We start from the raw sequence: 26,058 nt of genomic DNA, 5'->3' as shown, positions 1-26,058 counted from the left end.
CGCACAGAGCACACCGAAGAACAACCACCCCGAGGAGACCGCCCCATGCAACGCCGCCAGTTCGCAGCGCAGGCCGCTGCCGTCATCACCGCCACGGCCCTCGCGCCGATGGCGTTCGCGCAGGAGCGCACGGTGCGCATCCTGATCGGCTTCCCGCCGGGCGGGTCGGCCGACGTGGTCGCGCGGATCCTGGCCGACAAGATGCGCGTGTCGCTCGGACAGAACGTCATCGTCGACAACAAGCCCGGCGCGGCCGGCCGGCTGGCGCTGGCCGAACTCAAGCGCTCGCCGCCGGACGGCAGCGTGCTGATCTTCTCGCCCAGCGGCGCGATGGTGATCCACCCGTGGCTGTATTCGAATCTCGGCTACGACACGGTGAAGGACTTCACGCCGATCTCGCTCGGCAGCACCTTCGACTTCGCGGTCACGGCCGGGCCGGGCGCGCCGGCGGGCGACCTGAAGGCGGTGCTGGCCTGGATGAAGGCCAACCCGGGCAAGGCCAACTACGCGACCTCGGGTGCCGGCACGGTGCCGCATTTCGCGGGCCAGCTGCTGGCGCAGGCCTCGGGCGTGCCGATGACGCACGTCGCCTACCGCGGCGGCGCGCCGGCCGCGCAGGACCTCATCGGCGGGCAGGTGCCGCTGATGGTGGACACCGCCTCGGAAACCATCGAGCACCACCGCGCGGGCAAGGTCCGCATCCTCGCGGTGACGGGCGAAAAGCGCAGCCGCGCGCTGCCCGACGTGCCGACGCTGAAAGAAGCGGGCATCAATGTGACGGCCGATGCCTTCTTCGGGTTGTACGGCCCGCCGGGCATGTCGCCCGAGCTGGTCGCGCGCATCGACAAGGCCGTGGCCGACGCGCTGCGCATGCCCGATGTGCAGGAAAAGATCTACGCGCTGGGCCTCGTGCCGGCGCATGCGGGGCCGGCGGAGCTGGCGAGCATCCAGGCGACGCACCTGAAGCGGTGGGAACTGCCGATCAAGAACTCGGGCTTCAAGGCTGAGTCCTGAAGTTCACACCTGCCCGCTGAGCGCCTTCGCCGCCGCGCGCACGGGCTCGATGTAGGCTGCGTCGTAGCGGTGCGTCGGCATCGTCAGCGTGACCGCCGCGGCCAGGCCGCCATCCGCGTGGAACACCGGCGCCGAGATGCCCGCCAGTTCGGCCGTGCGGTCGCCCACCAGCGCGCAATAGCCTTGCGCGCGGATCGCGTCGTACAGCTTGCGCTCCTTCGCCCCGCGCGGCCGTTCGGCCTCGGGCCCGAAGGCGATCAGCACGCGCGCGCCCGCGCCCCGGTCGTTGGGCAGCAGATCGCCCGCGCGCACATGGTCGCGCACGACGTGCGAGGAATCGACGCGGAACTGGCACAGCCGCACCCAGCTCTCGCCCTGGTCCTGCCGCACGTGGTACGCCGCGCTCTCGCCGGTGGCGGCGGCGAGCGTGCGCAGCACCGGCAGCACGAGGCGGTCGAGCGACTGCGACGCGGCGTACAGCCCGTGCAGCCGCGCGATCTCCAGCCCCAGCGCATAGCGCCCGTCGTCCTGCCGGCGGATCAGCCGCGCATGTTCGAGCGAGGCCAGCAGGCGCAGCACCGTGCTCTTGTACAGCTGCGTGCGCTCGGCGAACTGCGCGAGCGACAGCGCCTCGTCGCCGGGCCGGAAGGCCGACAGCAGGCTCAGCGCGCGGTCGACCGCGGCGGCGCCGCCGGGGGCGGCGTTGAGGTCGGACACCGATTCGGTCTGGGCTTTGCGGGGCATGGCGTGGCTTGACAGTCGGCGGGCTTGCCGATTTAATTCTGTTTAACAGAATATAGTTCTGCAAGATAGAACAGTCAAGAAAGCACCCGATGACCTCCCCCGACGTTCTCATCAGCGAGGTCGGTCCGCGCGACGGCCTGCAGTCCGTGAAGGCCACCATGCCCACGGCCGACAAGCTGCGCTGGATCGACGCGCTGCATGCCGCCGGCCTGCGCGAGATCGAGGTCGCCTCCTTCGTGCCCGCGAAGCTGCTGCCGCAGATGGCCGACGCCGCCGAGGTGGTGCGCCACGCGGTCACGTTGCCCGGCCTCGTGGTGATGGCGCTGGTGCCCAACCGCAAGGGCGCGCAGGGCGCGCTCGAGGCGGGCGTGCACAAGCTCACGATGCCGGTGTCGGCCAGCGTGGCGCATTCGCTGGCCAACGTGCGCAAGACGCCGACCGAGATGGTCGAGGAGGTGCGCGCCATCGCTGAACTGCGCGGCGCCCTCGCGCCGCAGGTGAAGCTCGAAGCGGGCATCTCCACCGCCTTCGGCTGCACGCTGCAGGGGCTGGTGCCGGAAGACGACGTGATCCGCCTGGCCGTGCAGTGCGTCGAGGCCGGCGCGCAGGAGGTCGGCCTGTCGGACACCGTGGGCTACGCCAACCCCGCGCAGGTGCGCCGCCTCTTCAAGCGGCTGCGCGCCGAACTCGGCGTGCACGCGGGCGCGGCCCACATGCACAACACGCGCGGCCTGGGCATCGCCAATTGCCTGGCCGCGTGGGACGAGGGCGTGCGCACCTTCGACGCCTCGCTCGGCGGCCTCGGCGGCTGCCCCTATGCGCCGGGCGCGTCGGGCAATGCGGTCACGGAAGACCTCGTCTTCATGTTCGAGGCCATGGGCGTGCGCACCGGCATCGACATCGACAAGCTCATCGCGGCGCGCGCGCCGCTCATGGCCGGCCTGCCCGGCGAACCGGTCTACGGCATGACGCCCGAAGCCGGCCTGCCCAAGGGCTTTGTCCAGGAAACCCTCTCTCATGTCTGAAGCCAATCCCTTGCCCTACGCCGGCGTGCGCGTCGTCGAGTTCACCCACATGGTCATGGGCCCGACCTGCGGCCTGCTGCTGGCCGACCTGGGCGCCGAGGTCATCAAGGTCGAGCCCATCGAGGGCGACAACACGCGCCGCCTGCTGGGCTCGGGCGCCGGCTTCTTCCCGACCTTCAACCGCAACAAGAAGAGCATCGCGCTCGACCTGAAGAAGCCCGAGGGCGTGGAAGCGGCGCTGCGCCTCATCGCCACCGCCGACATCGTGAGCGAGAACTTCAAGCCCGGCACGATGAAGAAGCTGGGGCTCGACTACGACACGCTCGCCAAGCTCAACCCGCGCCTCATCTACGTGAGCCACAAGGGCTTCCTGCCCGGCCCGTACGACCACCGCACCGCGCTCGACGAGGTGGTGCAGATGATGGGCGGCCTGGCCTACATGACCGGCCGCGCCGGCGACCCGCTGCGCGCGGGCACCAGCGTGAACGACATCATGGGCGGCATGTTCGGCGCCATCGGCGCGATGGCCGCGCTGCGCCAGCGCGAGCTCACCGGCAAGGGCTGCGAGGTGCAGTCGGCGCTGTTCGAGAACAACGTGTTCCTGGTCGCGCAGCACATGATGCAGTTCGCCGCCACGGGCAAGGCCGCCGACCCGATGCCCAGCCGCATCTCGGCCTGGGCCGTGTACGACGTGTTCACCGTGAAGGACGGCGAGCAGATCTTTCTTGCGGCCGTGAGCGACAAGCAGTGGGCCATCTTCTGCAAGGCCTTCGGCCTCGAGGAGATGCTGGCCGACCCGCGCCTGAAGACCAACAACGACCGCGTGCGCGCACGCGAGTGGATGATGCCGATCCTGCGCTCGCACCTCGCCAACCACAGCGCGGCCGAACTCAGTGCGGTGTTCGAGCAGAACGAACTGCCCTTCGCGCCCATCACCAAGCCGCAGGAGCTGTTCGACGATCCGCACCTCAACGCCACCGGCGGCCTCGCGCCCGTGCGCATGAACGACGGCCACATGGCCAAGGTGCCGCTCGCGCCGTTCACGTTGGGCGGCGAACGCCCCGGCATCCGCCTGCAGCCGCCGCACATCGGCGAGCACAGCGAGGCGCTGCTGAAGGAGGTGGGCTACAGCGACGGCGACATCGCCGCGCTGCGGGCGCAAGGCGTCACGGCCGGCGACTGAACCCCTGCTCAATGCGCGGCGGGCGATATAGTTCCCGCGCCATGGACCGCCTCAAGCAGCTCGAATCCTTTGTCTCGGTCGCGACCCGCGGCAGCCTCACCGCGGCGGCCAAGGCGGAAGGCGTGGCGCCCGCGATCATGGGCCGTCGCATCGACGCGCTCGAAGAGCGCCTGGGCGTCAAGCTGCTGGTGCGCACCACGCGGCGCATCGCGCTCACGCACGAGGGCAGCGCCTTTCTCGAAGACTGCCAGCGCCTCCTGACCGAGTTCGCGAACGCCGAGGCCAGCGTGAGCGCCGGCGGCGTGAAGGCCAGCGGCCACCTGCGCGTGACCGCGCCGGCCGGCTTCGGCCGCCGCCACGTCGCGCCGCTGGTGCCGCGCTTTCATGCGCTGCATCCCGAGGTGACGATCTCGTTGAACCTCAGTGATCGCGTGGTCGACGTCACGGGCGAGAGCTTCGACTGCGCCGTGCGCGTGGGCGACCTGCCCGACTCGTCGCTCGTGAGCGTGCGCCTGGCCGACAACCGCCGCCGCTGCGTCGCCACGCCCGAGTTCCTGCGCCGCCACGGCGCGCCCAAACACCCGGGCGAGCTGTCGCGCTTTGCCTGCCTCACGCTGTCGAGCGACGCCTCGCAGACGCGCGGCTGGGCCTTTCGCATTACCAGCGAGGAGGGCGTGCAGGAGCTCATTCACCTGCGCCCCAGCGGCCCGCTCGATTGTTCCGACGGCCAGGTGCTGCACGACTGGTGCCTGGCGGGCCACGGCATCGCCTGGCGCAGCACCTGGGAGGTCGAGGCCGAGATCGACGCCGGCCTGCTCGTGCCCCTGCTCGACGACTTCGCCGCACCGCCCAACGGCATCTATGCGGTGTTCACAGGCACCAAGCACCTGCCGCTGCGTGTGCGACTGTGGCTTGATTTCCTCAAAGCGCAGTACGGGCAGCCGGAATTCTGGGGCGGGCGGTCCTGAAATCGTGACCGGGCGGCACAATGCTTTTTGCATTTGCTTGCAACCCCGATGAAGAAAGTTTCCGATGACCCTCGAAGCCATCCTCGCCTACCTGCATCTGTTGGCCATCCTCACGATGGTCGTGTTCATCTCCAGTGAAGCCGCGCTGTGCCGCGTGCAATGGCTCAATGCCGCCGTGGTCGAGCGGCTGGCCAAGGTCGACATGGTCTACGGCATCGCCGCCATCGCGGTGCTGGCCACCGGCATCGCGCGCACCTGGTGGGGCGTGAAGGGCACGGCCTGGTACTGGACCAACCCGCTGCTGCACGTGAAGCTCACGCTGTTCATCATCGTGGGCGTGCTGTCGATCTTCCCGACGCTGACCTACTTCCGCTGGCGCAAGACGCTGCGCGCCACGGGCAAGCTGCCGGCAGAGGCCGACATCCTGAAGACGCGCAAGCTGGTGATGATCCAGGCGCACCTGATCGCGCTGATCCCGCTGGTGGCGGTGTTCCTGGCGCGCGGCTTCGGCAAGTAATCAAAACAAAGACAAAAAGAAAAGGCCCGCGTGAGCGGGCCCTTTGACTTCGGGGGGTAACAAATGTCAGCGCCGCAGGGCGGCGCCGCGCCGGATCAGGCCTTGGCCGCGTCGGCTTCGCACTTCTTCATGAAGCTGTTCTTGGCGGCACCGGCCAGGGCCTTGCCGTTCTTGTCGACCGCCTTGGCGGCGCAGGCGGGTGCGGCGGCGGCCTTGGTGCACTTCTTCATGAAGCTGTTCTTGGCGGCGCCGGCCAGGGGCTTGCCGTTCTTGTCGATCGCCTTGGCATCGCAGCTGGCGCCACCGGCGGGTGCGGCCGCAGCGGCAGGGGCTGCCGCAGGTGCGGCGGCGGCAGCGGGGGCCACGACCGGGGCGGGTGCCTTGTCCTGCGCGTAGGCGCTGAACGACAGACAGGCGCCGAGCGCGACGGTGGAGGCGACCAGGGAAAGGAGCTTCTTCATGGTGGATATGTCCTTGCAAGGTTGGGTTGTGACAGACGCCCCGCCTCGGGGCCGACCATCCTAACGGGCGACATCGCCCATCGGATGACGATCGTTAACTGGGTCCGGGTTTGCCCCCGGTAAAATTCACAGATGCTATTGGTCAAACAGGAGCTGCTCGCGGCGCTCGCGAACACGCTCGAAACCCTCTCTCCCGGCGCCGGCGCCAAAGCCGCGTTCGAGTCGCCCAAGGTGGCGGCGCACGGCGATTTCGCCAGCACCGCTGCCATGCAGCTCGCCAAGCCGCTGGGGCGCAAGCCCCGCGAACTGGCCGAGGAACTGAGCGCTGCGCTGCTCGCCACCCCCGCTTTCGGCCAATGGGTCGAGGCCATCGAGATCGCCGGTCCCGGCTTCCTCAACATCCGCCTGAAGGCTGCCGCCAAGCAGCAGATCGTGCGCGAGGTGCTGGCCGCCGGCGAAACCTTCGGCCAGCAGCCCGCCACCGGCGAAAAGGTGCTGGTCGAGTTCGTCTCGGCCAACCCGACCGGTCCGCTGCACGTCGGGCACGGCCGCCAGGCCGCGCTGGGCGACGCCATCTGCAACCTGCAGGCCTCGCAGGGCCAGAGCGTGTGGCGCGAGTTCTATTACAACGACGCCGGCGTGCAGATCCAGACGCTGGCCAACAGCACGCAGTTGCGCGCCAAGGGCTTCAAGCCCGGCGACCCTGAGTGGCCCAGCGGCGAAAAGGCCCCGGCCTACAACGGCGACTACATCGCCGACATCGCCGAGGACTTCAAGGCGAAGAAGACCGTCAAGTCGGACGACCGCGAATACACCGCCAGCGGCGACATCGACGACCTGGACAGCATCCGCGAATTCGCCGTGGCCTACCTGCGCCGCGAGCAGGACCTCGATCTGCAGGCCTTCCGCGTGCGCTTCGACAACTACTACCTCGAGTCCAGCCTCTACACGAGCGGGCGCGTCGAAGCGGCCGTGGCCAAGCTCGTGGCCGCCGGCAAGACCTACGAGCAGGACGGCGCGCTGTGGCTGAAGTCGACCGACTACGGCGACGACAAAGACCGCGTGATGAAGAAGAAGGACGGCTCGTACACCTACTTCGTGCCCGACGTCGCGTACCACATCGCCAAGTGGGAGCGCGGTTTCCACAAGGTCGTGAACATCCAGGGCACCGACCACCACGGCACCATCGCGCGCGTGCGCGCCGGCCTTCAGGCCGCGGGCGAAGGCATTCCCGAGGGCTACCCCGACTACGTGCTGCACACCATGGTGCGCGTCATGAAGGGCGGCGAAGAGGTCAAGATCAGCAAGCGCGCCGGCAGCTACGTCACGCTGCGCGACCTGATCGAGTGGACCAGCACCGATGCCGTGCGCTTCTTCCTGCTCAGCCGCAAGCCCGACACCGAGTACACCTTCGACGTCGACCTGGCGGTCACCAAGAACAACGACAACCCCGTGTACTACGTGCAGTACGCCCACGCGCGCATCTGCTCGGTGCTCGCGGCCTGGGGCGGCGACGTGGCCGCGCTCAAGGCGGTCGACCTGTCGCCGCTGGACAGCCCGGCGGCCCAGGCGCTGATGCTGCTGCTGGCCAAGTACCCGGCCATGCTGACGGCGGCGGCGAAGGATTTCGCGCCGCACGACGTGACTTTCTACCTGCGCGAACTCGCGGCCAGCTACCACAGCTACTACGATGCCGAGCGCATCCTGGTGGACGACGAGCCGGTCAAGCTGGCGCGTCTCGCACTCGTCGCAGCGGCCGCGCAGGTGCTGCACAATGGCCTCGCGATCCTCGGCGTCAGTGCGCCGAGCAAGATGTGAATCACCCTCTGAACATGAAGAAGACAAGCAGACAACGCGGCAACATCGTCATCGGGCTGATCATCGGCCTGGTGCTCGGTCTGGGCGTCGCCCTGGGCATCGCGGTCTACGTCACCAAGGTGCCGATCCCGTTCGTCAACAAGACGCAACGCGGCGGTGCCGAGCAGGACGAAGCCGAAGCCCGCAAGAACCGCGACTGGGACCCGAACGCGCCGCTGGCCGGCAAGGCCGGCGCGCCCAAGCCCGCCGCCACGCCGCCGGCCGCCACGGCCACCGGCCCGGTGAACCCGATCACCGGCGCGCCAGCCACCGTAGCCCCCGGCACGCCGCCCGTCGCCACCGCGCCGGTCACCGCCCCGGCCCCCGTCGTGGTGGCGCCCAAGCCGGCGCGCCCCGCGCCGGTGCCGGCCGAAGCCAACGCCCTGCCGCCGTCGAACGATCCGCTGGGCGACCTCGCCCGCGCCCGCGCGGGCGGCAGCACGACCACCGCGTCCGCCGCGCCGAGCCACACGGCCGCCGCGCCGTCGCCGTCGGGTGCCGACCCCTTCATGTACTTCGTGCAGGCCGGCGCCTTCCGCACCACCGACGACGCCGAGGCGCAACGCGCCAAGCTGTCGCTGATGGGCGTCGAGGCCAAGGTCACCGAGCGCGAGCAGGCCGGTCGCACGGTCTACCGCGTGCGCGCGGGCCCGTTCAACAAGAAGGACGACGCCGACCGGCTCAAGGAGCGGCTCGATGGCGGCGGTCTCGAATCGGCGCTGGTGCGCGTGCAGCGCTGACCCGTCAGCGCCTTTCTTGAACAGCCTTTAAGCTCTCGCCCGCGCGGCATCTGCCGCACTCGTTTGTCAATTCCAGCGCCTCGGTCGCGCCGTCCACGGGGAACTCCCGGCGGCGCGCCGGCTCTGTACTGCGGTACCCACAGGAGAACCTTTTCCATGAAACGTCGTGACTTTTCGCTGGCCGCCACTTCGATCGGGCTGCTTTCGCTGGCTGCCGTTCCGGCACACGCCCAGCGCGCCCCCAAGGCCGGCACCGATTTCCTCGTGCTCGACAAGCGCGTGCCCGTCGATGCACCCGCCGGCAAGGTCGAGGTGGTCGAGTTCTTCTCGTACAACTGCCCGCATTGCAACGACTTCGAGCCGTCGCTCGAAGCCTGGGTCAAGGCGGCCCCGAAGGAAGTGGCCTTCCGCCGCATCCCGGTGCCCTTCGTGGGCAACGACGTCGAAGCCAAGCAGCGCCTGTACTTCACGCTCGAAGCGATGGGCAAGCTGGACGAGTACCACTCGAAGGTGTTCGCCGCCATCCACGCGCAGCGCCAGAACCTGAACGGCGACGCCAACATCCAGGCCTGGGCCGAGCGTGCCGGCCTCGACGGCGCCAAGTTCAAGGAAACCTTTGCGTCCTTCGGCGTGGCCAGCAAGGCCCGCCGCGCGGCGCAGCAGACCGAGGCCTACAAGGTCGCCGGCGTGCCGGCCCTGGCCGTGGCGGGCCGCTGGTATGTGGACGGCGAAACCGCCGGCAGCATGTCCAAGGTGCTGCAGGTCGCGACCTTCCTCATCGGCGAAGCCAAGAAGGGCTGACCGACCCGGCGACCTGCTTTTTGGTCGAATGCAAGGCCCGCTTCGGCGGGCTTTTTCATTGGCGGCGGTGGGCAATTGCCATCCCACGCATACAATGTTTCAGAGCAAGTTTCGTGCCTTTATGACATTGCCCTCCATCCCCACATTCCCCACCCTTCGTCGCCTCGGCCGCCTGGCTTTCGGTGCGCTGTTGCTGGCCGGTGCCGCCTCGGGCGCCCTGGCCGAGACCGCCGACCGCACCAAGCCGATGAACATCGAGTCCGACTCGATGCGCTACGACGACCTGAAACAGACCAGCGTGTTCACCGGCAACGTGCTGGTCACGAAGGGCACGATCATCATCCGCGGCGCGCGGCTGGACGTGCGCCAGGACGCCGAGGGCTACCAGTACGGCGTGGTCACGGCGGCGCCCGGCAAGCTGGCCTATTACAAGCAGAAGCGCAACGCCGGCGACGAGTGGATCGAGGGTGAGTCGGAAGTCATCGAATACGACAGCCGCGCCGACAACGTCAAGTTCATCCGCCGCGCCGTCATGCGCCGGCTGATCGGCGCCACGGCCAACGACGAGAGCAGCGGCGCGCTGATCGTCTACGACCAGAGCAACGACACCTACACCGTCAACGGTTCCCTCGTGCCGCCGAACGCCGGCGTCTCGGCGGGCGGTGGCGGCCGCGTGAAGGCCATCCTCACGCCGAAGGCTGCTGCGGCCCCGGCGGCGGGCGGTTCCGCACCGGCAGCCGGCGGCAAGAAGCCCGCGGCCCCGGCACCCACCCCCGCGCCCGGCGCCGGGCTGCGCCCGACCACCACGCTGGGCGGCACCGAAGGGGAAGGGCGCAAGTGATCGAAACCGCAGGAACCCAGGCCGCCGACGGCATTCCGGGCAGCCGCCTCGTGGCGCGCGGCCTCAAGAAGAGCTACGGCAGCCGCACGGTCGTGAAAGACGTCTCGCTCGATGTGCAAAAGGGCGAGGTCGTCGGACTGCTCGGCCCCAACGGCGCGGGCAAGACCACCTCGTTCTACATGATCGTCGGGCTGGTGCGCGCCGACGCCGGCGAGATCACCATCGACGGCGAGCCCATCGCCCACATGCCCATTCACCGCCGCGCGCGCATGGGCCTGAGCTACCTGCCGCAGGAAGCCTCGATCTTCCGCAAGCTCACGGTCGAGGAAAACGTGCGTGCCGTGCTCGAGCTGCAGCGCGAGCCCGACGCCAACGGCCGCATGATGCCGCTGACCAAGCAGCACACCGAAGAGCGCCTGGCCGACCTGCTGGCCGACCTGCGCGTGGACCACCTGCGCGATTCGCCCGCGCTCGCGCTGTCGGGCGGCGAGCGTCGCCGCGTTGAAATTGCACGCGCGCTGGCCACCCAGCCGCGCTTCATCCTGCTGGACGAGCCCTTCGCCGGCATCGACCCGATCGCGGTGATCGAGATCCAGCGGATCATCAGCTTCCTGAAAGAGCGCGGCATCGGCGTGCTCATCACCGACCACAACGTGCGTGAGACGCTGGGCATCTGCGATCACGCGTTCATCATCAGCGACGGGCACGTGCTGGCACAAGGCACACCCTCGGAGATCGTCGACAACGCCGAGGTACGCAGGGTGTACCTGGGCGAGCACTTCCGCATGTAAGGGAGGGTCGGGTCTCCATGAAGCAAGGGCTGTCCCTTCGCGTCTCGCAGCATCTGGCGCTGACGCCACAGCTGCAGCAGTCCATTCGCCTGCTCCAACTCTCCACGCTCGAACTGAGCCAGGAAGTGGAGCAGATGCTGGACGAGAACCCGTTCCTCGAACGCACCGCGGAAGAAGCGGCGCGCGAGGAATTCGGGCTGGACACGGCCGATGCGCCGGTGCCGCGCGACGACGCGGGCGAGGGCGAGGCCGAGTTCACGCCGTCCGCCGCCAGCACTTCCTCCACGTCCAGCGACACCAGCACCTCGACCCCCGACACCGACGGCCCCGCCGCCGAGATCGCCGAGCGCGAGCCCGACTGGGAAGGCGACGGCACCGTCGACATGGCGCCCGACGACAGCGAGTGGGGCAGCGATGCGCCCGCGCGCCAGAACAACCTGGGCGACGACGAGCGTGCCGACGCCACCGAACTCGCGCGCAGCCAGGAGTCGCTGCAGTCCTTCCTGCACCGCCAGGCGCTGAGCCTGCGGCTCAATGAAAACGACTGCGCCGCGCTGCGCTTCCTGATCGAGTCGCTCAACGACGACGGCTACCTCGAAGACTCGCTGCCCGCGCTGGCTTCGGGCCTGGCGGGCGACGACAACGACCAGTTCGACGACCTCGTGCACCACTTCCAGGTGGCGCTGGGCCTGCTGCAGAGCCTGGAGCCGGTGGGCGTCGGCGCGCGCGACCTCGGCGAATGCCTGAGCATCCAGCTGAAGGCGCTCGCCAGCGAAGACGAGACCGAGGCCGAAGCGCTCGTGCGCAAGACCGCCATCGCGATCTGCAAGCAGCCGATGGAGCTGCTCGCGCGGCGCGACTTCAAGCGCCTGGCCACGCTCACGCGCACCAACGAAGACCTGGTGCGCTCGGCGCTGCAGGTCATTGCGCGGCTCGAACCCAAGCCGGGGCGCCGCTTTGTCGACGTCGAGCGCAACATCGTCATCCCCGACGTGATCGTCACCAAGACCGGGCGCGGCACCAACGTGAAGTTCCGCGTCATGCTCAACCCCGAGGTCATGCCGCGCCTGCGCGTGCACGACATCTACGCCGGCGCGCTCAAGTCGCACAAGGGCGAGGGCAGCCAGGCGCTGTCGCAGCGGCTGCAGGAGGCGCGCTGGTTCATCAAGAACATCCAGCAGCGCTTCGACACCATCCTGCGCGTGAGCAACGCCATCGTCGAGCGCCAGAAGAGCTACTTCGTGCACGGCGAGCTGGCCATGCGCCCGCTGGTGCTGCGCGAGATCGCCGACGAGCTGGGCCTGCACGAGTCGACCATCTCGCGCGTGACCACCGCCAAGTACATGGCCACGCCCTTCGGCACGGTCGAGCTGAAGTACTTCTTCGGTTCGGCGCTGGGCACCGAGACCGGCGGCAACGCGTCGAGCACCGCGGTGCGCGCGCTGATCAAGCAGTTCGTGAGTTCCGAGAGCATCAAGAAGCCGCTGTCCGACAGCCAGATTTCCGAGATGCTGAAAGAGCAGGGCATCGAGTGCGCGCGCCGCACCGTCGCCAAGTACCGCGAAGCGCTGCGCATCGCGCCCGCCAATCTGCGCAAGGCCCTGTAGAAGACCGACGATGACGAGCCGCCTGCTGTCGCGCTGTGGGCACTGGGTGGTCGTCATCGCGGCGGCGCTGCTGTTTGCCGGCTGTGCCACGCTGCCCGACGAGGCACCGCGCCCGCCCACCAAGGCCATCGCCGTCTCGGCCGACACCGCGCTCGGCAAGATCGCGCTGGCCTCGCAGCCCGACCCCGACCTCAGCGGCTTTCGCCTGATGCCCGGCGGCGACTTCGCCTTCGACACGCGGCTGCAGCTGGCGCGCCGCGCGCAGCGCACGCTCGACGTGCAGTACTACCAGATCGAGAACGACGAGACCGGCCGCTACCTGCTGCGCACCCTGCGCGATGCGGCCCAGCGCGGCGTGCGCGTGCGCCTGTTGATGGACGACCTCTACACGTCCGGCGAAGACGAGTTGCTGCTCGGCCTGGCCGCCACGCCGAACGTGGAGCTGCGCCTGTTCAATCCGTTCCCGGCCGGGCGCGGCAGCCTGCTCAAGCGCTTCACCGCCTCGCTCTTCGACTTCAGCCGCGTCAACCGCCGCATGCACAACAAGCTCTTCATCGCCGACGGTGCGATGGCGGTGGCGGGCGGGCGCAACATCGGCAACCAGTACTTCCGCCGCACCACCGGCCCGAACTTCATCGACCTCGACACCTTCGTGACGGGCGCGCTGATCCCGCGCCTGGGCGTGCTGTTCGACCAGTACTGGAACAGTCCGCACGTGCGCCCGATCGGCGCGGTCGTGCACACCGACCTGCCGCGCGAAGAACTGCAGCGCCGCTTCGACGCCGCCACCGGCCCCGACACCACGCCGCCGCCGCCCAAACCTGCGCCCAACGACCTGCTCGGCTACAGCCCGGTGGCCGACGACCTCGACGCCGGCAAGCTCGGCCTGATCTGGACCACCGCCGAGGCGTATGCCGATTCGCCCGACCGCGTGATCGGCAAGACCGCGTCGTACGGCGGCGTGCCGCTGCTCGACGTCGATAGCGTGCGCTACAACGTGGTCGAGCAGATGCGCCGCGCACGCAGCGAGGTGACGCTGGTCTCGCCCTACCTGATCCCGGGCGCGTCGGGGCTGGAGGTGATGCGCGAGATCCGCGGGCGCAACGTGAAGATCAGCGTGGTCACCAACTCGCTCGCCGCCACCGACGAGCCGCTGGTGCACACCGCCTACCGCCGCTACCGCGCCGACATGCTGGCGCTGGGCGCCGAGCTGCACGAGCTGAGTTCCGCGCGCACGCGGCGCAGCGTGCGGCTGGGTTTGTTCGGCACGTCGGTGGGCCGGCTGCATGCCAAGTCGGCGGTGATCGACCAGCGCATCCTGTTCGTCGGCTCGATGAATTTCGATCCGCGCTCCGAGGTCCACAACACCGAGATCGGCCTGTTCATCCGCAGCCCCGAGATGGCGCAGCAGACCCTGAAGCTGCTCGATGTGCTCAAGCAGCAGGGCGCCTACCGGCTGCGCTTTGCCGAAGGCGCCGATGCGGGCGCAGTCGGCTCGCGGCGCATCGAATGGGTCAGCGAGGAAGGCGGCAAGACCACCGTGCTGCACGAAGAACCCGACTCGGGCTTCTGGGACCGCACCATGCTCGAGCTGCTGGCGCCGCTCACGCCCGAGAGCTTGCTGTAGCGCAGCGGTGCTTCGCGAAAGGCTTTGCAAGCATGGCGCTGCCGCAGATGGTCGCTGGCGGCGAGCCTCAACGCGGGAGCGGTGGCTTTTCGGGAGTCGCGCAGGTCATTTGAGACTTCGGGACACGAAATCTCGTCTCGACCGTATCGAACCAGGCCATGTAAGAGCGCACGGAGTGTTCGTCGATCTCAAGAATCTCATCGCAGAATGAAAAGCCGGGCCCAATGATCGGGTTGCTGCTCGCAGTGATCACGGCGCAGATGCGATTGCCCTGAATCTTGTAGTGCATTGCCGCGGTGTAGGGCTCCTTGCTTTCAGGAAAAGCCCCACAAAAGGAGCTTGTGCCGTCGACGTATTCGTCATACCCATGGCACGTTTTTCCACCGTCATCGGAGTTGCACCACACGCCCTGCAGGGCCCTGTTCAGATCTTCGTCCTGTAGCGTCGCGGAAGAGGACTGTGTTGCAACAACCGTGAGAGCGGCGGCGATCAGGAGTTGGTGGACGAATGGCATGCGATTGGCTTGATGACGAAGCTGGACCTGGAAGCGGGACCATAGCCGTTGCCGATTGAAAACAACCCGGCTGCCGCGCACATCCCCTCAAGAAATCCAGACCGCGTGAAGAAAGACGCGGCTTCCCCCGGGCGCATTGCCCGGAGCCGGCATCGCCGGTCGAACCTGATCGATCAGGTGCCGCGCACGGCCGACCACACCAGCCGCAGGCCCAGCAGGCCCATCACGCCGCCGGCCGCACGGTCGATCCAGGTCTTGTAGCGCAGGTAGGCGGCGCGCGGCGCGGCCGAGGACAGCGCCAGCGCGACGATCGCGTACCAGCCCGTCTCGATGCAGAAGATCACGGCCGGCACCGCGAGCGCCAGCACCAGCGGCACCTCGCGCGGCAGGAAGGCCGCGAAGATGCTGGCGTACACCACCGCCGTCTTCGGGTTGCTGACCTGCGTGGCCAGGCCGAGCAGGAAGGTGCGTCCGCTGCGGCCTTGCTGGCGCGGCGAGGCGTCCGTGTCGGGCGTGATCGCGAGTGGCTGCCGCGCGCCGCGCCAGATGCGAAAGCCCAGGTAGATCAGGTAGGCGCCGCCGAAGGCCTTGATCGCGAGGTACAGCGCCGGCACCGCGAGGAACGCTGCCTGCAGCCCGGCCAGCGCTGCGATGGAGAACGCCAGCCCGCCAGCGCCCATGCCCAGGGCCGCCGCGAGCCCGTCGCTGCGCGAGGCCACGGCCGTGCGCGCCACCATGACGAAGCTCGGGCCGGGGCTCATCGCGCCCACGGCCATGGCGCCGGCGATGCCGAGCAGGGAAAGGGTGGTGTCCATCATCGCGTGGCTCCTGGTGTCGTCGTCATTACTGCACGTTCACGGCTTCGACCTGCACCAGCAGCTTTACCTTGTTCTCGAAGCCGAAGTTCAGGCCCCAGGTGATGCCCCAGTCGCTGCGCTGCACGGTGGCCTCGAAGTCGCCGCCGCAGACCTGGCGGTTGATCAGCGGATTCAGGTAGCAGTTGAAGCGCACGGCCTTCAGCGTCACCGGCTTGGTCTGGCCCATGAGCGTGAGCGTGCCGGGCACGTCGGTTACCTTGTCGCCGCTGAAGTCGATGCGCTCGGCCACGAAGCGGCCGGTGGGAAATTCGGCCACGTTGAAGAAGTCCTTGCTCTGCACGTGGCGGTTGAGCAGGTCGACGCCGGTGTTGATGGAGCTGATGTCCATCGTGATGTCGACCTTGCCGCTGGCGCCGGTGCCGTCGATCTGCACCGAACCGTCCTTGGTGCTGAAGCGGCCGCGGTTGGTGGTGGTGCCGTAGTGGCCCATCTCGTACATGACGAAGGTGTGGGTCGGGTCGATCACGTAGCTGGCGTTCTTGACCGGCCCGCCCGCGGGCTTGGCGGCCAGCGGCGGCGCCGTGTATTCCTGGGCCGTCGCGGCCAGCGGCAGGGCCGCGCCCGCGCACAGGGCCGCGGCGAAGAAGAGCTTGTTCATGGCAAGGGAAGAAGGATGCATGGGAAATGAAATCGTCGTCACAGCGGCCCGAGGCCCGCGAGCGTCAGCTTGAAGCGCACCTGCACCTCGTTGCCGACCACCGAGGTGTCGGTCCATTCGCCGTCGCCCACCTTGTAGTCGAGCCGCTGGATCGTGAGCGTGCCCGTGGCGACCGAATACGCGCCGCCCGACGACACGATGCTCACGGGCACCGTCACGTACTTGCTGACGCCCTTGATGGTGAGCTTGCCGGCCATCTCGAAGCGGCCCTCGCCCAGCGCCTTGATGGCGCTCGAGCGGAAGCTGGCCTGCGGGAAATGCGCGGTGTCGAACCAGGTCGGCTTGGGCAGCTCGGCATCGCTCATGGGCACGCCGAAGCCGGCGCTGGCGGTGTCGATCTGCAGTACGACCGAGCCGCCCTCGGGCTTCTTCGGGTCGAAGGCGACCTGCGCGTCGAAGCGCTTGAAGCTGCCTTCCACCGGCACGCCCATCTGCTTGCTGACGAAGGCGATCTGGCTCTTCTCGGGCACCAGCTTCGCGGTGGTGGCCGGCAGGGGCTCGGCCGCGGCGTGCAGCGCGAGGCCGAGGAGGGCGGCGGTGCCCCACAAAAGACGGGTCGTCATCCGGCGGATTCCTTGCGTGGCGCGGGCCACATGCGTTGCAACAGACCGTCGTGGTCGATCCAGTGGTGCTTGAGCGCCGCCGCCACGTGCAGCAGCGTGACGCCGGCGAGCAGGAAGGCGCTGCGCTGGTGCAGCGGCTTGAGCACGGCCTCGGCGAAGTCCTTGTCGACCGTCACCAGGTCGGGCAGCGGCAGCAGGCCGAACCACACGACCGGCACGCCCATGCCCGAGCTGTAGGCCCAGCCGAACAGCGGGACCGCGAAGAACAGCAGGTACATCAGCGCATGGCTGATGCGGTGCGCGGCCCGCTGCCAGGCCGGCATGGCCGCCCGCACCCGCGCCGACAGCGGCGGCGGGCGGTGCGTGAGGCGCCACAGCAGCCGCAGCGCCGACAGCAGGAGGATGGTGATGCCGGCCCATTTGTGCCAGCTGTAGAGCTTCAGGCGCTGCGGCGAGAAGGGCAGGCCCGTCATATAGAGCCCGACGCCGAGCGAGCCGACGATCATCGCCGCGAGCAGCCAGTGCAGGGCCATCGCGACCCGCCCGTAGCGGGGCTCGCGCAGGGCGGCGGCGCCAACGGCAGGAGCGGGAAGGGGTTCGACGGGCATCGGGGCAGGGGCGGCGGCGGCCTGTGCGCGGAGCATAGCTCGGAAGCGATGACACCGCAGCGGGGCCGGCCCGCGCCGGAAGGCACCGCGCGCTACGGCGACGACGGCGGTTGCTGTTGCTGCTGCTGGGCCCGCAGCAGCACGCGCCGCAGCGCGTCCGGCTGCACCGGCTTGCGCAGCGCGTGCCAGCCGCGCGTGGCGGCCAGCTGCTGCGTGGCTTCGGTGATGTCGGCCGAGATCAGTGCGATCGTCAGCGTGGGCTTGCGCTGCGCCAGCCGCTCGGCCAACGCGATGCCGTTGAACGCGCCGGGCAGGCGGATGTCGCACAGCGCCACGTCGAGCGCGTCCAGGTCGGCCAGCGCGAGCGCCTCGGCGGCGCTGGCGTAGATGCGCGGCGCCACGTGCCAGTGCCGCAGCAGCGCCGAGAGGCTGTCGGCCACCACGATGTTGTCCTCGACCACCAGCACGGCGAGGCCGGGGCGCAGCACGGCATCGGTGTCGGGCTCGTCCAGCGCCATGGAGGGCGCGGGCGCCGGCACGGCCGCCGCACCGGGGCGGGCCGCCGGCAGCTCGAAGCTGAAGACCGAGCCCTTGCCCGGCGCCGAGCGCAGCGCGACCTCGATGCCCAGCTGCCCCGCCAGCCGCCGCACGATCGCCAGCCCCAGGCCGTGGCCGTGCTGCAGGTTGCGCTCCACGTTGCCGACCTGCTCGAAGTCGTCGAACACGCGCGTCTGCGATTCGGCCGCGATGCCGATGCCGCTGTCGCGCACCTCGACGCGCCACGCGCGCCCGGTGTCCGTGCCGGGCCGGCGGCGCGCCCGCACGGCCAGCAGCACGCGCCCGCGCGGCGTGAACTTGAGGGCGTTGTCCAGCAGGTTGGAGAGCACGCGGCGCAGCGCCACGGCGTCGGTCCAGGCCACCGCCTCGGCCGGGCAGCGCACCGCGACACGGCCTTCGCCGGCCTGGCGCGCCAGCTCGTTCAGCAGCGGCGCCAGCGCCACCGCCGCAGGGCGAAGCGGATCGACCGCGGCCTCGATGCGGCCGATCTCGAGCAGCTGGTTGGTCAGGCCCTCGAGCGCCTGCTGCGCGCGCGAGAGCGAGGCCACCGTGTGCTGCACGGCCGCGCTGTCGGTGCCGTGCTGCAGCTGCTGGCGCAGCACCTCGGCCTGCAGCCCGATGGCCATCACCGGCTGGCGCAGGTCGTGGTTGGCCGCCGAGAAGAAGCGCAGGCGCTCGGCCTGGGCCTGCTCGGAGGCGCGCAGGCCGGCCAGTGCCTGTTCGCGCAGCGTGCGTTCGTTCAGGCGCAGGCCGATGTTCTCCTCGAGCTGGCGCGAATGGTCGGCCACCAGCTTCCACATCATCGCGGTCAGGCCGATGCCGATCACCGCGACCGCCATCATCACCGGCGCCCCGAGCCACAGGCCCGTGACGATCACCGGCGCCAGCAGCAGCGTGATGGCCAGCTGCGTGGCCGGCGTGTAGAACGACACCGAGAACGCCGACGACAGCGTCATGCCCATGAGGATCAGGCCCAGCAGCAGCTGCAGGTCGGGCCGCTCGGGGTTGAACAGCAGCACGCCCGCCAGGCCGTGCGCCAGCTCCCAGATGGCCGTGCGCAGCGTGTGCTGGCGTTGGGCCTCGCGCAGATTCGTGGGCGTGAACGGCTCGGGCAGGCGCTGAGGAAAGAAGCCGCGCATCACCGTGACGCCGGTGACCAGCGCCAGCCACACCAGCGCGCGCACCGGCGAGAACTGCCAGGCGAAGAGCGCCGCCACGCCGCAGTTGAGCAGGTACTGCACCAGCAGCACCGGCCCGAGCGGGCGGATCGACAAGCGCAGCACTTCGCACTGGATCGCGAAGCGGTGGTCGCCGTCGCGGGCGTCTGCCGGGGGGGCCGCGGAGGCGGGGGTGGGCGTCATGGGCAAATCGACTATATAGAGAAGGCCCCAGCCCCGGCGACAATGGGGGCCCTTAGCGGGCTTCCCGATGGCCGACTTTCCGTGAACGATCTCTCATTTTTCCTGCCTTGCGCCGCCGGCGTCGAGGAATTCCTTGCCCAGGAGGTGCATGCCCTGACCGGCCGTGCCGGGCAGGACCTGCTCACCCTGCGCGGTGGCGTGCGCGTGCGCGCCGACTGGCGCGACGGCCTCAAGCTCAACCTGCACAGCCGGCTCGCGCAGCGCGTGCTGGTCGAACTGGCCCATGGGCCGTACCGCAACGAGAACGACCTGTACGCCATCGCCAACGGCGTGGCCTGGGAGATCTGGTTCACGCCCAAGCAGACCTTCAAGATCGAGACCACGGCCCAGCACAGCCCGCTGCAGAGCCTGAACTTCGCCACCTTGCGCATCAAGGACGCCGTGGCCGACCGCTTCCGCGCCAAGGCCAACGGCGTGCGCCCGAGCATCGAGACCCAGTGGCCCGACTGCCGCATCTTTGCGCACCTGACCACCGACAGCTGCACGCTGTACATCGACACCTCGGGCGAGCCGCTGTTCAAGCGCGGCTGGCGCCAGGACAAGGGCGACGCCCCGCTGAAGGAAACCCTGGCCGCCGCCATGCTGGCCGCCAGCGGCTGGTGGAACCCCGAGACCGGCGAGGTCGCCAAGGCCCCGCTGTACGACCCCTGCTGCGGCAGCGGCACCATCGCCATCGAGGCCGCGCAGATCGCCAGCGGCATCGCGGCGGGCTCGCTGCGGCGCTTCGGCTTCGAGAAGCTGCTGCCGTTCCAGGCGCACGTCTGGGCCGCCATCAAGAATGAAGCCGCCAACGCGCAGCATGCGAGCGCCATCGCCGTCTTCGGCTCCGACGTGTCGCACCGCATGGTCGACTTTGCCGAGCGCAACGCCGAACGCGCGGGCGTGGCCGGCGCCATCGAGTTCCGCGGCGGCGACGCCCTGCAGCGCATGCCGCCGGCCGAGGGCGGCGTGATCATGCTCAACCCGCCGTACGGCGAGCGCATCGAGGTCGGCGGCGTCGCCCGCTTCGGTGCCCGCGAGGCCGCCCAGACCCCGGGCGATGGCGAAGGCGGCGACGGCGGCGACTTCTTTCCGCAGCTCGCCACCCACTGGAAGAAAAACTACGCGGGCTGGACCGCCTGGGTGCTCACGCCCGACCTGAAGCTGCCCAAGCAGATGCGCCTGAAAGAGTCGCGCCGCGTGCCGATGTGGAACGGCCCCATCGAATGCCGGCTGTTCCGCTTCGACATGGTCCGGGGCTCGAACCGGGCCGCGCCGCCAGACGCCTAGGACTGCAGCTTCAGGCCTGCAATGCCCAGGAAGATCAGCGCGATGCACACCAGCCGCAGCGGCGCCGCGCTCTCCTGGAAAAAGAAGATGCCGATCAGCGTGACGCCGATGGCGCCGATGCCGGTCCAGATCGCGTAGGCCGTCCCGACCGGCAGCGTCTTCATTGCGGCGGTGAGCAGCACGATGCTCGCCAGCGCGGCGCCCAGGCCCAGCGCGCCGGCGCCGGGGCGCTCCCAGCCCGCCGCGGCCTTCAGCGCGAGGGCCATCACGATCTCCACCAGTCCGGCGGCAAGCAGAAGGAACCAGGCCATGGTGTTTGATCCTTTCACAGCAGCTTGATGATGGCCACGCCGAGCAGCAGCACGGCCACGCCCGCCATGCGCAGGCCTGACACCGGGCGCTGCGGCAGCCGGAACCAGCCGTAGCGGTCGACGAACACCGACGCCACCTGCTGCCCCGCCACCGTCAGCCCGACCGCGGCCGCGGCGCCGATGGCCGGGATCGCCGTGAACACCGTCGTCACATAGGCCGCACCCGCAAAACCGCCGAGCCAGCCCCACCACGGCATGCCGCGCAGCGCGGTGCCTTGCGGTGCCGTGGCCGCGGGCGCACGCCGGAACAGCGTGACGAGCAGCAGCGCCAGGGCCATCGCCAGCGTCGCCACGAAGAAGCTCACCGCGCCCACCGCGAAGGGCGCGCCCAGGTCCTGCCGCAGCAGGCCGTTGACCACGCCCTGCACCGGCAGCACCGCGCCGGCCAGCAGCGCCAGCACGATCCAGCCGGCCTTGCCCGTCAGCGCCTGGCGCAGGCTGCCGGCCTGCCCGGCGACGATGGCTCCGGCCCCCAGCAGCACCGCCAGCGTGCCGCCGGCCATGGCCGGTGTCAGCGCCTTGGGGGCCACGCCGAGCAGGCCGAAGGTGTCGAGCGCGAACGAGGCCAGCATCTGCCCCGCGATGAACAGGCCGACCGCCACCACCGCACCCAGGCGCGGGAACAGCAGGATGGTCGAGACCACGTAGAAGGCGCTGGCCGTGCCGCCGATCACGTGCCACCACGGCACGCCCGGCAGGCCGGCCAGCGCCGTCAGCGTGCCGGTGGCGAGCGCCACCGCCAGCAGGGCCAGCGTGCCGACCGACAGCTGCAAGGTCGTGGCGGTGAACGGGCTGCCCGTGGCCTTGGAGAGCTGGGCGTTGGCGCCGGCCTGCACCGCGAGCAGGCCTCCGGCGACGAGCGAGGCGGGAATGAAAAACGCGTCCATGGTGGTTCGACCTCCGTGTGGTGTGAATGCGGGGCGGGCGAATCGCGGCCCCTTGGGACGACTGTAGGATCGGCACGTTTGCAAAGCCATTCGAAAAAATCGCATCCGGGGTATGCATAAATGCAGGACACAGACTGGGACGACTTTCGCGTGTTCCTGGCCGTCGGCCAGGCCGGCTCGCTCTCCGGCGCCGCGCGCCAGCTGGGCGTGAACCACTCCACCGTGCTGCGGCGCCTGGGCGCGCTCGAGGCGCGCATGGCGGTGCGCCTGTTCGACCGCCTGCCCGCCGGCTACGCGATGACGCTGGCCGGCGAGGCGCTGCGCGAGCGCTTGCAGGGCGTGGGCGAGCAGATCGACGCCGCGCAGCGCCACCTCATGGGGCTCGACCTGCGGCTGACCGGCGTCATCCGCATCACCAGCACCGACACCTTCATGGCCGGGCTGCTCGGGCCGATCCTGGCGGACTTCCGGGCGCTGCACCCGGGCATCGAGCTGCAGGTGGTGATGAACAACCTCTTCCTGAGCCTGACCAAGCGCGAGGCCGACGTGGCGATCCGCCCGACCAACGCCCCGCCGGACCACCTGGTCGGGCGCCGGGCGGGGCGCCTGCAGACGGCGGTGTACGCGTCGAAGGCCTACCTCGCGAAGCACCCGGCGACGACCCCGCTGGCTGCGCACGACTGGGTCGCGCCCGACGAAGGCCTGTCGCACCTGCTGCAGGCCAGGTGGCTGCGCGAGCAGGTGCCACCGGCGCGGATCGCGGCGCGCGTCGACAGCCTCGTCGGCATGACGCAGCTGGTGAAGCGCGGCCTGGGCCTGGGCATGCTCCTGTGCATGCTGGCCGACGCGGAAGACGAGCTGGTGCAGGTCGAGCCGCCGCGGGAGGCGCTGGACACGCAGGTCTGGGTGCTGACGCACCCCGACCTGAAGGAGGTGGCGCGGATCAAGGCCTTCACCGACTTCGCCTACGCGCGGCTCGTCGCCGACGCGAAGGTGCTGGCCATGCCTGCGGGGCGGCCGGCGGCGCGCTAGCTGGCGGCCGTGGCGCCCGCATGGTGCAACATCGGCGCTCGACCGTTTTCACGCCCCCCATGACCCTGCCTGCCTCCGACCTCGTCGTCATCGACACCAACATTGCGCTGGACCTGCTGGTCTTCGAAGACCCGGCCTGGGCGCCGCTGGTCGACGACCTTGCACGCGGCGCGCTGCGCTGGCTGGCCACGCCCGCGATGCGCAGCGAACTGGAACGCGTGCTGGGCTACCCGCTGATCGCCCGGCGCATGGCGCAGCGCGAGCTGACGATTCCCGTGGTGCTCGCGGATTTCGATGCGCGCGTGCAGTTGGTGACCGAGGTGCCGGCGCGCGCGCCCTGCGTGTGCAGCGATCCGGACGACCAGGTGTTCATCGACCTGTCCGTGGCGCACGGGGCGCAGCTGTTCAGCAAGGACAAGGCGGTGCTGTCGATGAAGAAGCGGCTGGCGCTGCGCGGGGTGACGGTGCGCTCGGCGCTGGCGTAGGCCACGCCGGTCCGCCTCAGGCCTTGTTCAGCTCGTACCACTGCCCCAGCAAGCGCGCGACGGCCCGCACGCGCTGCGTGTCCCGCCCCCAGCGCCGGCTGGCCGGCAGCTTCTGCGCCCACTTCATGCGCCGCGCCGCATTCGCGATGCGCTCGCGCACTTCCTCGTCCACCTCCGCCAGTGCCGCGTGCCAGTGCTGCCCCGCCGCCTGCGGTGCGGCGGCCTCGAGCATCATGGCCGTGGAGTGCAGATAGCTCAGCCAGTCGCGGGCCTGGCATTCGGCCAGGGTCATGACCTCGGAGGGGTCGTCCTCGAAATCGATGTAGCCGATCACGCCGTCGGGGCACTGCACGAGGTTGCGGTCGAAGGCCTGGCTCAGGTGCTGGCCGCACAGGTGCACGGCGGCGATGGCGGCCAGGCCCTCGCGCCACACGGCGAGCAGGGCGGCGGGGCCGGCGGCGGCGGCCTGGTCGATGCGCTCCTGCAGCACCACGGTGGCACGGCCGCTTTCGCCAAGGTCGGAAATCAGCAGCCCGTCGGCCTGCTGCGCCAGCACGATCGGCACGCGCAGACCCGCGGCGGCCAGTTGCTTCAGGCGCCGGGCCTCGGTGGCGATGGCGGCCTCGCCGCCCGGGTTGGGCACGGGCTTGATCACGTCGAGGCCGGCCAGCCGTGCGGCCAGCGCCATCACGCGGTAGCCCCACTTGCCGTGGCGCGGGCCGGCCTTCTTGAGCCAGACGCGTTCGCTGCCGAAGCGGTGGCTGGCCACGTTCTTGGCCTGCCTGGGCAGCGTGACACGCAGGAACTCGGCGTAGTCGCCGGGCGCCGAGCCCGGGGCGTCGTCGAGCGGCGCGGGCGCCGATGCGGCGCCCCGTTGGCTGTACAGGCGCGTCGCGGCGCCTCCTCGTCTCAGTGGATTCATGCGGCCATGGCGAAGCCCGGCGCCAGCAGCCCGTGCGGGCCCTGCGTCACGGGCTGAAAACTCTGTGCACTGGCCAGCGGCCAGTAGGTGCGGAAAACGGTGTGCTGGTTGTCCAGCGGCCCGAGCAGCGCGCCGGGCTGCACCTGCATCACCAGGTTGCTCAACAGGCGCACCTCGGTGTCGGAAATGCGGCGCACGATGTGGTGCGCGGTGATCTGCTGCGGGTGGTCCAGGCCCGCGGCCTGCACCAGCTCCTGCAGCGCATGCAGCGTGCTGCGGTGGAAGTTGCGCACCCGGTCGGCCTTGGTCGGCACCACCAGCGCCTGCTGGCGCACCGGGTCCTGCGTGGTCACGCCCGTGGGGCAGTGGCCGGTGTGGCAGCTCTGCGCCTGGATGCAGCCCAGCGCCATCATGAAGCCGCGCGCCGCGTTGCACCAGTCGGCGCCCAGCGCCATCATGCGCGCCACGTCGAAGGCGGTGATCACCTTGGCGGCGCAGCCGATCTTGATGCGGTGGCGCAGGTTCACGCCGATCAGCGTGTTGTGCACCAGCAGCAGGCCTTCCTGCAGCGGCGCGCCCACGTGGTCGCTGAACTCGACCGGCGCCGCGCCCGTGCCGCCCTCGGCGCCGTCGACCACGATGAAGTCGGGCGTGATGCCGGTGGCCTGCATCGCCTTGACGATGCCGAACCATTCCCACGGATGGCCCAGGCAGAACTTGAAGCCGGTCGGCTTGCCGCCCGACAGCTCGCGCAGCCTGGCGACGAAATGCATCATCTCGGTCGGCGTGGAGAACGCGCTGTGCGACGAGGGCGAGACGCAGTCCACGCCCACCGGCACGCCGCGCGCCGCCGCGATCTCGGGCGTGACCTTGGCCGCCGGCAGCACGCCGCCGTGGCCGGGCTTGGCGCCCTGGCTCAGCTTGATCTCGATCATCTTCACCTGCGGGTCGCGCGCGTTGGCGGTGAAGCGCTCGGCGTTGAAGGTGCCGTCGTCGTTGCGGCAGCCGAAGTAGCCCGAACCGATTTCCCAGATCAGGTCGCCGCCGTGCACGCGGTGGTGCTGCGAGATCGAGCCCTCGCCGGTGTCGTGCGCAAAGCCGCCCATCTGCGCGCCCTGGTTGAGCGCGAGGATGGCGTTGGCCGACAGCGCGCCGAAGCTCATCGCCGAGATGTTGAACACGCTCGCGCTGTAAGGCTGCGTGCAGACCTGCGCCAGGTTCGCATCGGCCGGCTGCGGCGTGCCGCCGATCACGATGCGGAAATCGTGCCCGGCCAGCTTCGTGGGCTGCATCGAGTGGTTGATCCACTCGTAGCCCGCGGCCGACACGTTCAGCTGCGTGCCGAAGGGCCGGTTGTCGGGCTCGCCCTTGGCGCGCTGGTACACCAGCGAGCGCTGGGCGCGCGAGAAGGGCGCGGCCTCGGCGTCGCTCTCGATGAAGTACTGGCGGATCTCGGGGCGGATGAACTCGAGCAGAAAGCGCAGGTGCCCGATGACCGGGTAGTTGCGCAGGATGGCGTGGCGCGCCTGGCGCAGGTCGTGCACGCCGGTGCCGGTGAGCACCGCGAAAGCGGCCACGCCGATCCACGCGAGCCACAGGTGCGGCGAGGCCAGAACCAGCGCCAGGCAGGCGACCAGACCCAGCACACACAGGGCGAACGCGCTGTAGCGTGCGGGAAACGGAATAATCGTGGGCATAGTCATCAGATGTCGGCTG

Annotated in this window: 27 protein-coding genes; 15 read left to right on the top strand and 12 right to left on the bottom strand. The window is 69.8% G+C overall.

The window, feature by feature from the left end; genetic code table 11:
- Positions 1-45 precede the first annotated feature (45 nt).
- Complete coding sequence (locus tag ACAM52_RS25875) at positions 46-1,014, top strand: Bug family tripartite tricarboxylate transporter substrate binding protein (RefSeq protein WP_139702181.1); 969 nt, start codon at positions 46-48, stop codon at positions 1,012-1,014.
- Between the two features lie 3 nt (positions 1,015-1,017).
- Here ACAM52_RS25875 and ACAM52_RS25870 read toward each other — a convergent pair whose 3' ends face one another.
- Positions 1,018-1,758, bottom strand: coding sequence for an IclR family transcriptional regulator (locus ACAM52_RS25870; protein WP_369644948.1), 741 nt, complete (start codon positions 1,756-1,758; stop codon positions 1,018-1,020).
- 89 nt (positions 1,759-1,847) lie between these two features.
- Between ACAM52_RS25870 and ACAM52_RS25865 the strand changes: the two genes are divergently transcribed.
- The 4 genes from ACAM52_RS25865 (at position 1,848) to ACAM52_RS25850 (ending at position 5,451) form a co-directional block, all read left to right on the top strand.
- Entirely contained in the window at positions 1,848-2,783 is a 936-nt protein-coding gene (locus ACAM52_RS25865) for a hydroxymethylglutaryl-CoA lyase (RefSeq protein ID WP_369644947.1), read from the top strand.
- Positions 2,776-3,966: a CaiB/BaiF CoA-transferase family protein gene (locus ACAM52_RS25860; RefSeq protein WP_139702178.1), complete on the top strand. Its 1,191-nt coding sequence runs from the start codon at positions 2,776-2,778 to the stop codon at positions 3,964-3,966. The genes ACAM52_RS25865 and ACAM52_RS25860 overlap by 8 nt, the downstream gene beginning before the upstream one ends.
- A gap of 41 nt (positions 3,967-4,007) precedes the next feature.
- A complete protein-coding gene (locus ACAM52_RS25855; RefSeq protein ID WP_062479733.1) occupies positions 4,008-4,934 on the top strand; it encodes a LysR family transcriptional regulator in 927 nt (308 codons plus the stop codon).
- A 64-nt stretch (positions 4,935-4,998) separates the two neighbouring features.
- A complete protein-coding gene (locus ACAM52_RS25850; protein WP_056584391.1) occupies positions 4,999-5,451 on the top strand; it encodes a DUF2214 family protein in 453 nt (150 codons plus the stop codon).
- A 95-nt stretch (positions 5,452-5,546) separates the two neighbouring features.
- On the opposite strand, the gene ACAM52_RS25845 is transcribed toward ACAM52_RS25850, so the two are convergent.
- Entirely contained in the window at positions 5,547-5,912 is a 366-nt protein-coding gene (locus ACAM52_RS25845; protein WP_062479731.1) for a hypothetical protein, read from the bottom strand.
- Between the two features lie 132 nt (positions 5,913-6,044).
- Here ACAM52_RS25845 and argS point away from each other — a divergent pair, with 132 nt between their 5' ends.
- The 7 genes from argS (at position 6,045) to ACAM52_RS25810 (ending at position 14,176) form a co-directional block, all read left to right on the top strand.
- The gene (gene argS / locus ACAM52_RS25840) at positions 6,045-7,730 is read left to right on the top strand and encodes an arginine--tRNA ligase (protein WP_369644946.1); all 1,686 of its coding nucleotides are present in this window, start codon (positions 6,045-6,047) and stop codon (positions 7,728-7,730) included.
- 14 nt (positions 7,731-7,744) lie between these two features.
- Positions 7,745-8,509, top strand: a complete 765-nt coding sequence (locus ACAM52_RS25835) for an SPOR domain-containing protein (protein WP_369644945.1) — start codon at positions 7,745-7,747, stop codon at positions 8,507-8,509.
- Between the two features lie 156 nt (positions 8,510-8,665).
- The gene (locus tag ACAM52_RS25830) at positions 8,666-9,310 is read left to right on the top strand and encodes a thiol:disulfide interchange protein DsbA/DsbL (protein ID WP_062483056.1); all 645 of its coding nucleotides are present in this window, start codon (positions 8,666-8,668) and stop codon (positions 9,308-9,310) included.
- Positions 9,311-9,431: 121 nt separating this feature from the next.
- The gene (gene lptA, locus ACAM52_RS25825; protein ID WP_369644944.1) at positions 9,432-10,151 is read left to right on the top strand and encodes a lipopolysaccharide transport periplasmic protein LptA; all 720 of its coding nucleotides are present in this window, start codon (positions 9,432-9,434) and stop codon (positions 10,149-10,151) included.
- Positions 10,148-10,942 (top strand): LPS export ABC transporter ATP-binding protein, encoded by a 795-nt coding sequence (lptB, locus tag ACAM52_RS25820; protein WP_062480328.1) that lies wholly within the window; start codon positions 10,148-10,150, stop codon positions 10,940-10,942. The genes lptA and lptB overlap by 4 nt, the downstream gene beginning before the upstream one ends.
- 17 nt (positions 10,943-10,959) lie before the next feature.
- Positions 10,960-12,549, top strand: coding sequence for an RNA polymerase factor sigma-54 (gene rpoN, locus ACAM52_RS25815; protein WP_062480326.1), 1,590 nt, complete (start codon positions 10,960-10,962; stop codon positions 12,547-12,549).
- Positions 12,550-12,559: 10 nt separating this feature from the next.
- The gene (locus tag ACAM52_RS25810) at positions 12,560-14,176 is read left to right on the top strand and encodes a phospholipase D family protein (protein WP_062480324.1); all 1,617 of its coding nucleotides are present in this window, start codon (positions 12,560-12,562) and stop codon (positions 14,174-14,176) included.
- A gap of 67 nt (positions 14,177-14,243) precedes the next feature.
- On the opposite strand, the gene ACAM52_RS25805 is transcribed toward ACAM52_RS25810, so the two are convergent.
- The 6 genes from ACAM52_RS25805 to ACAM52_RS25780 all read right to left on the bottom strand — a co-directional run bounded on the left by ACAM52_RS25805 (position 14,244) and on the right by ACAM52_RS25780 (position 19,316).
- Positions 14,244-14,690, bottom strand: coding sequence for a hypothetical protein (locus tag ACAM52_RS25805; protein ID WP_369644943.1), 447 nt, complete (start codon positions 14,688-14,690; stop codon positions 14,244-14,246).
- Positions 14,691-14,863: 173 nt separating this feature from the next.
- The gene (locus ACAM52_RS25800) at positions 14,864-15,508 is read right to left on the bottom strand and encodes a LysE family translocator (RefSeq protein ID WP_062480320.1); all 645 of its coding nucleotides are present in this window, start codon (positions 15,506-15,508) and stop codon (positions 14,864-14,866) included.
- 25 nt (positions 15,509-15,533) lie between these two features.
- Positions 15,534-16,166 (bottom strand): YceI family protein, encoded by a 633-nt coding sequence (locus tag ACAM52_RS25795; protein WP_095743357.1) that lies wholly within the window; start codon positions 16,164-16,166, stop codon positions 15,534-15,536.
- 38 nt (positions 16,167-16,204) lie between these two features.
- Positions 16,205-16,789, bottom strand: a complete 585-nt coding sequence (locus tag ACAM52_RS25790) for a YceI family protein (protein ID WP_095743358.1) — start codon at positions 16,787-16,789, stop codon at positions 16,205-16,207.
- Positions 16,786-17,397, bottom strand: coding sequence for a cytochrome b (locus ACAM52_RS25785; protein ID WP_369644942.1), 612 nt, complete (start codon positions 17,395-17,397; stop codon positions 16,786-16,788). Before ACAM52_RS25785 ends, ACAM52_RS25790 begins: the two co-directional genes overlap by 4 nt.
- 92 nt (positions 17,398-17,489) lie before the next feature.
- Positions 17,490-19,316, bottom strand: a complete 1,827-nt coding sequence (locus ACAM52_RS25780; RefSeq protein ID WP_369644941.1) for an ATP-binding protein — start codon at positions 19,314-19,316, stop codon at positions 17,490-17,492.
- Between the two features lie 81 nt (positions 19,317-19,397).
- On the opposite strand from ACAM52_RS25780, the gene ACAM52_RS25775 reads away from it, so the two are divergent.
- Positions 19,398-20,645 carry a class I SAM-dependent RNA methyltransferase gene (locus ACAM52_RS25775; protein ID WP_095743360.1) on the top strand — a complete coding sequence of 416 codons (1,248 nt, stop codon included), beginning with the start codon at positions 19,398-19,400 and terminating at the stop codon, positions 20,643-20,645.
- Here the strand turns inward: ACAM52_RS25775 and ACAM52_RS25770 are convergent.
- Together ACAM52_RS25770 and ACAM52_RS25765 are read right to left on the bottom strand one after the other, a co-directional pair.
- The gene (locus ACAM52_RS25770) at positions 20,642-20,956 is read right to left on the bottom strand and encodes a multidrug efflux SMR transporter (protein ID WP_062480310.1); all 315 of its coding nucleotides are present in this window, start codon (positions 20,954-20,956) and stop codon (positions 20,642-20,644) included. The two genes, ACAM52_RS25775 and ACAM52_RS25770, sit on opposite strands and share 4 nt — an antisense overlap.
- Positions 20,957-20,970: 14 nt before the next feature.
- Complete coding sequence (locus tag ACAM52_RS25765; RefSeq protein WP_369644940.1) at positions 20,971-21,903, bottom strand: DMT family transporter; 933 nt, start codon at positions 21,901-21,903, stop codon at positions 20,971-20,973.
- Positions 21,904-22,023: 120 nt separating this feature from the next.
- Here ACAM52_RS25765 and ACAM52_RS25760 point away from each other — a divergent pair, with 120 nt between their 5' ends.
- Positions 22,024-22,935 (top strand): LysR family transcriptional regulator, encoded by a 912-nt coding sequence (locus ACAM52_RS25760; protein WP_369644939.1) that lies wholly within the window; start codon positions 22,024-22,026, stop codon positions 22,933-22,935.
- A gap of 59 nt (positions 22,936-22,994) precedes the next feature.
- Positions 22,995-23,420, top strand: a complete 426-nt coding sequence (locus ACAM52_RS25755; protein ID WP_070063744.1) for a putative toxin-antitoxin system toxin component, PIN family — start codon at positions 22,995-22,997, stop codon at positions 23,418-23,420.
- Between the two features lie 16 nt (positions 23,421-23,436).
- Here the strand turns inward: ACAM52_RS25755 and ACAM52_RS25750 are convergent, their stop codons facing one another.
- Positions 23,437-24,342: a hypothetical protein gene (locus tag ACAM52_RS25750; RefSeq protein WP_070063745.1), complete on the bottom strand. Its 906-nt coding sequence runs from the start codon at positions 24,340-24,342 to the stop codon at positions 23,437-23,439.
- A complete protein-coding gene (locus ACAM52_RS25745) occupies positions 24,339-26,039 on the bottom strand; it encodes an FMN-binding glutamate synthase family protein (protein WP_070063746.1) in 1,701 nt (566 codons plus the stop codon). Before ACAM52_RS25745 ends, ACAM52_RS25750 begins: the two co-directional genes overlap by 4 nt.
- Between the last annotated feature and the right edge of the window lie 19 nt (positions 26,040-26,058).

Source organism: Variovorax sp. V118, assembly GCF_041154445.1.
In the GTDB taxonomy this organism is placed as follows: domain Bacteria; phylum Pseudomonadota; class Gammaproteobacteria; order Burkholderiales; family Burkholderiaceae_C; genus Variovorax; species Variovorax boronicumulans.
Note: the sequence above shows the minus strand (reverse complement) of the source record. Positions and strands in the feature narration are given on the sequence as shown.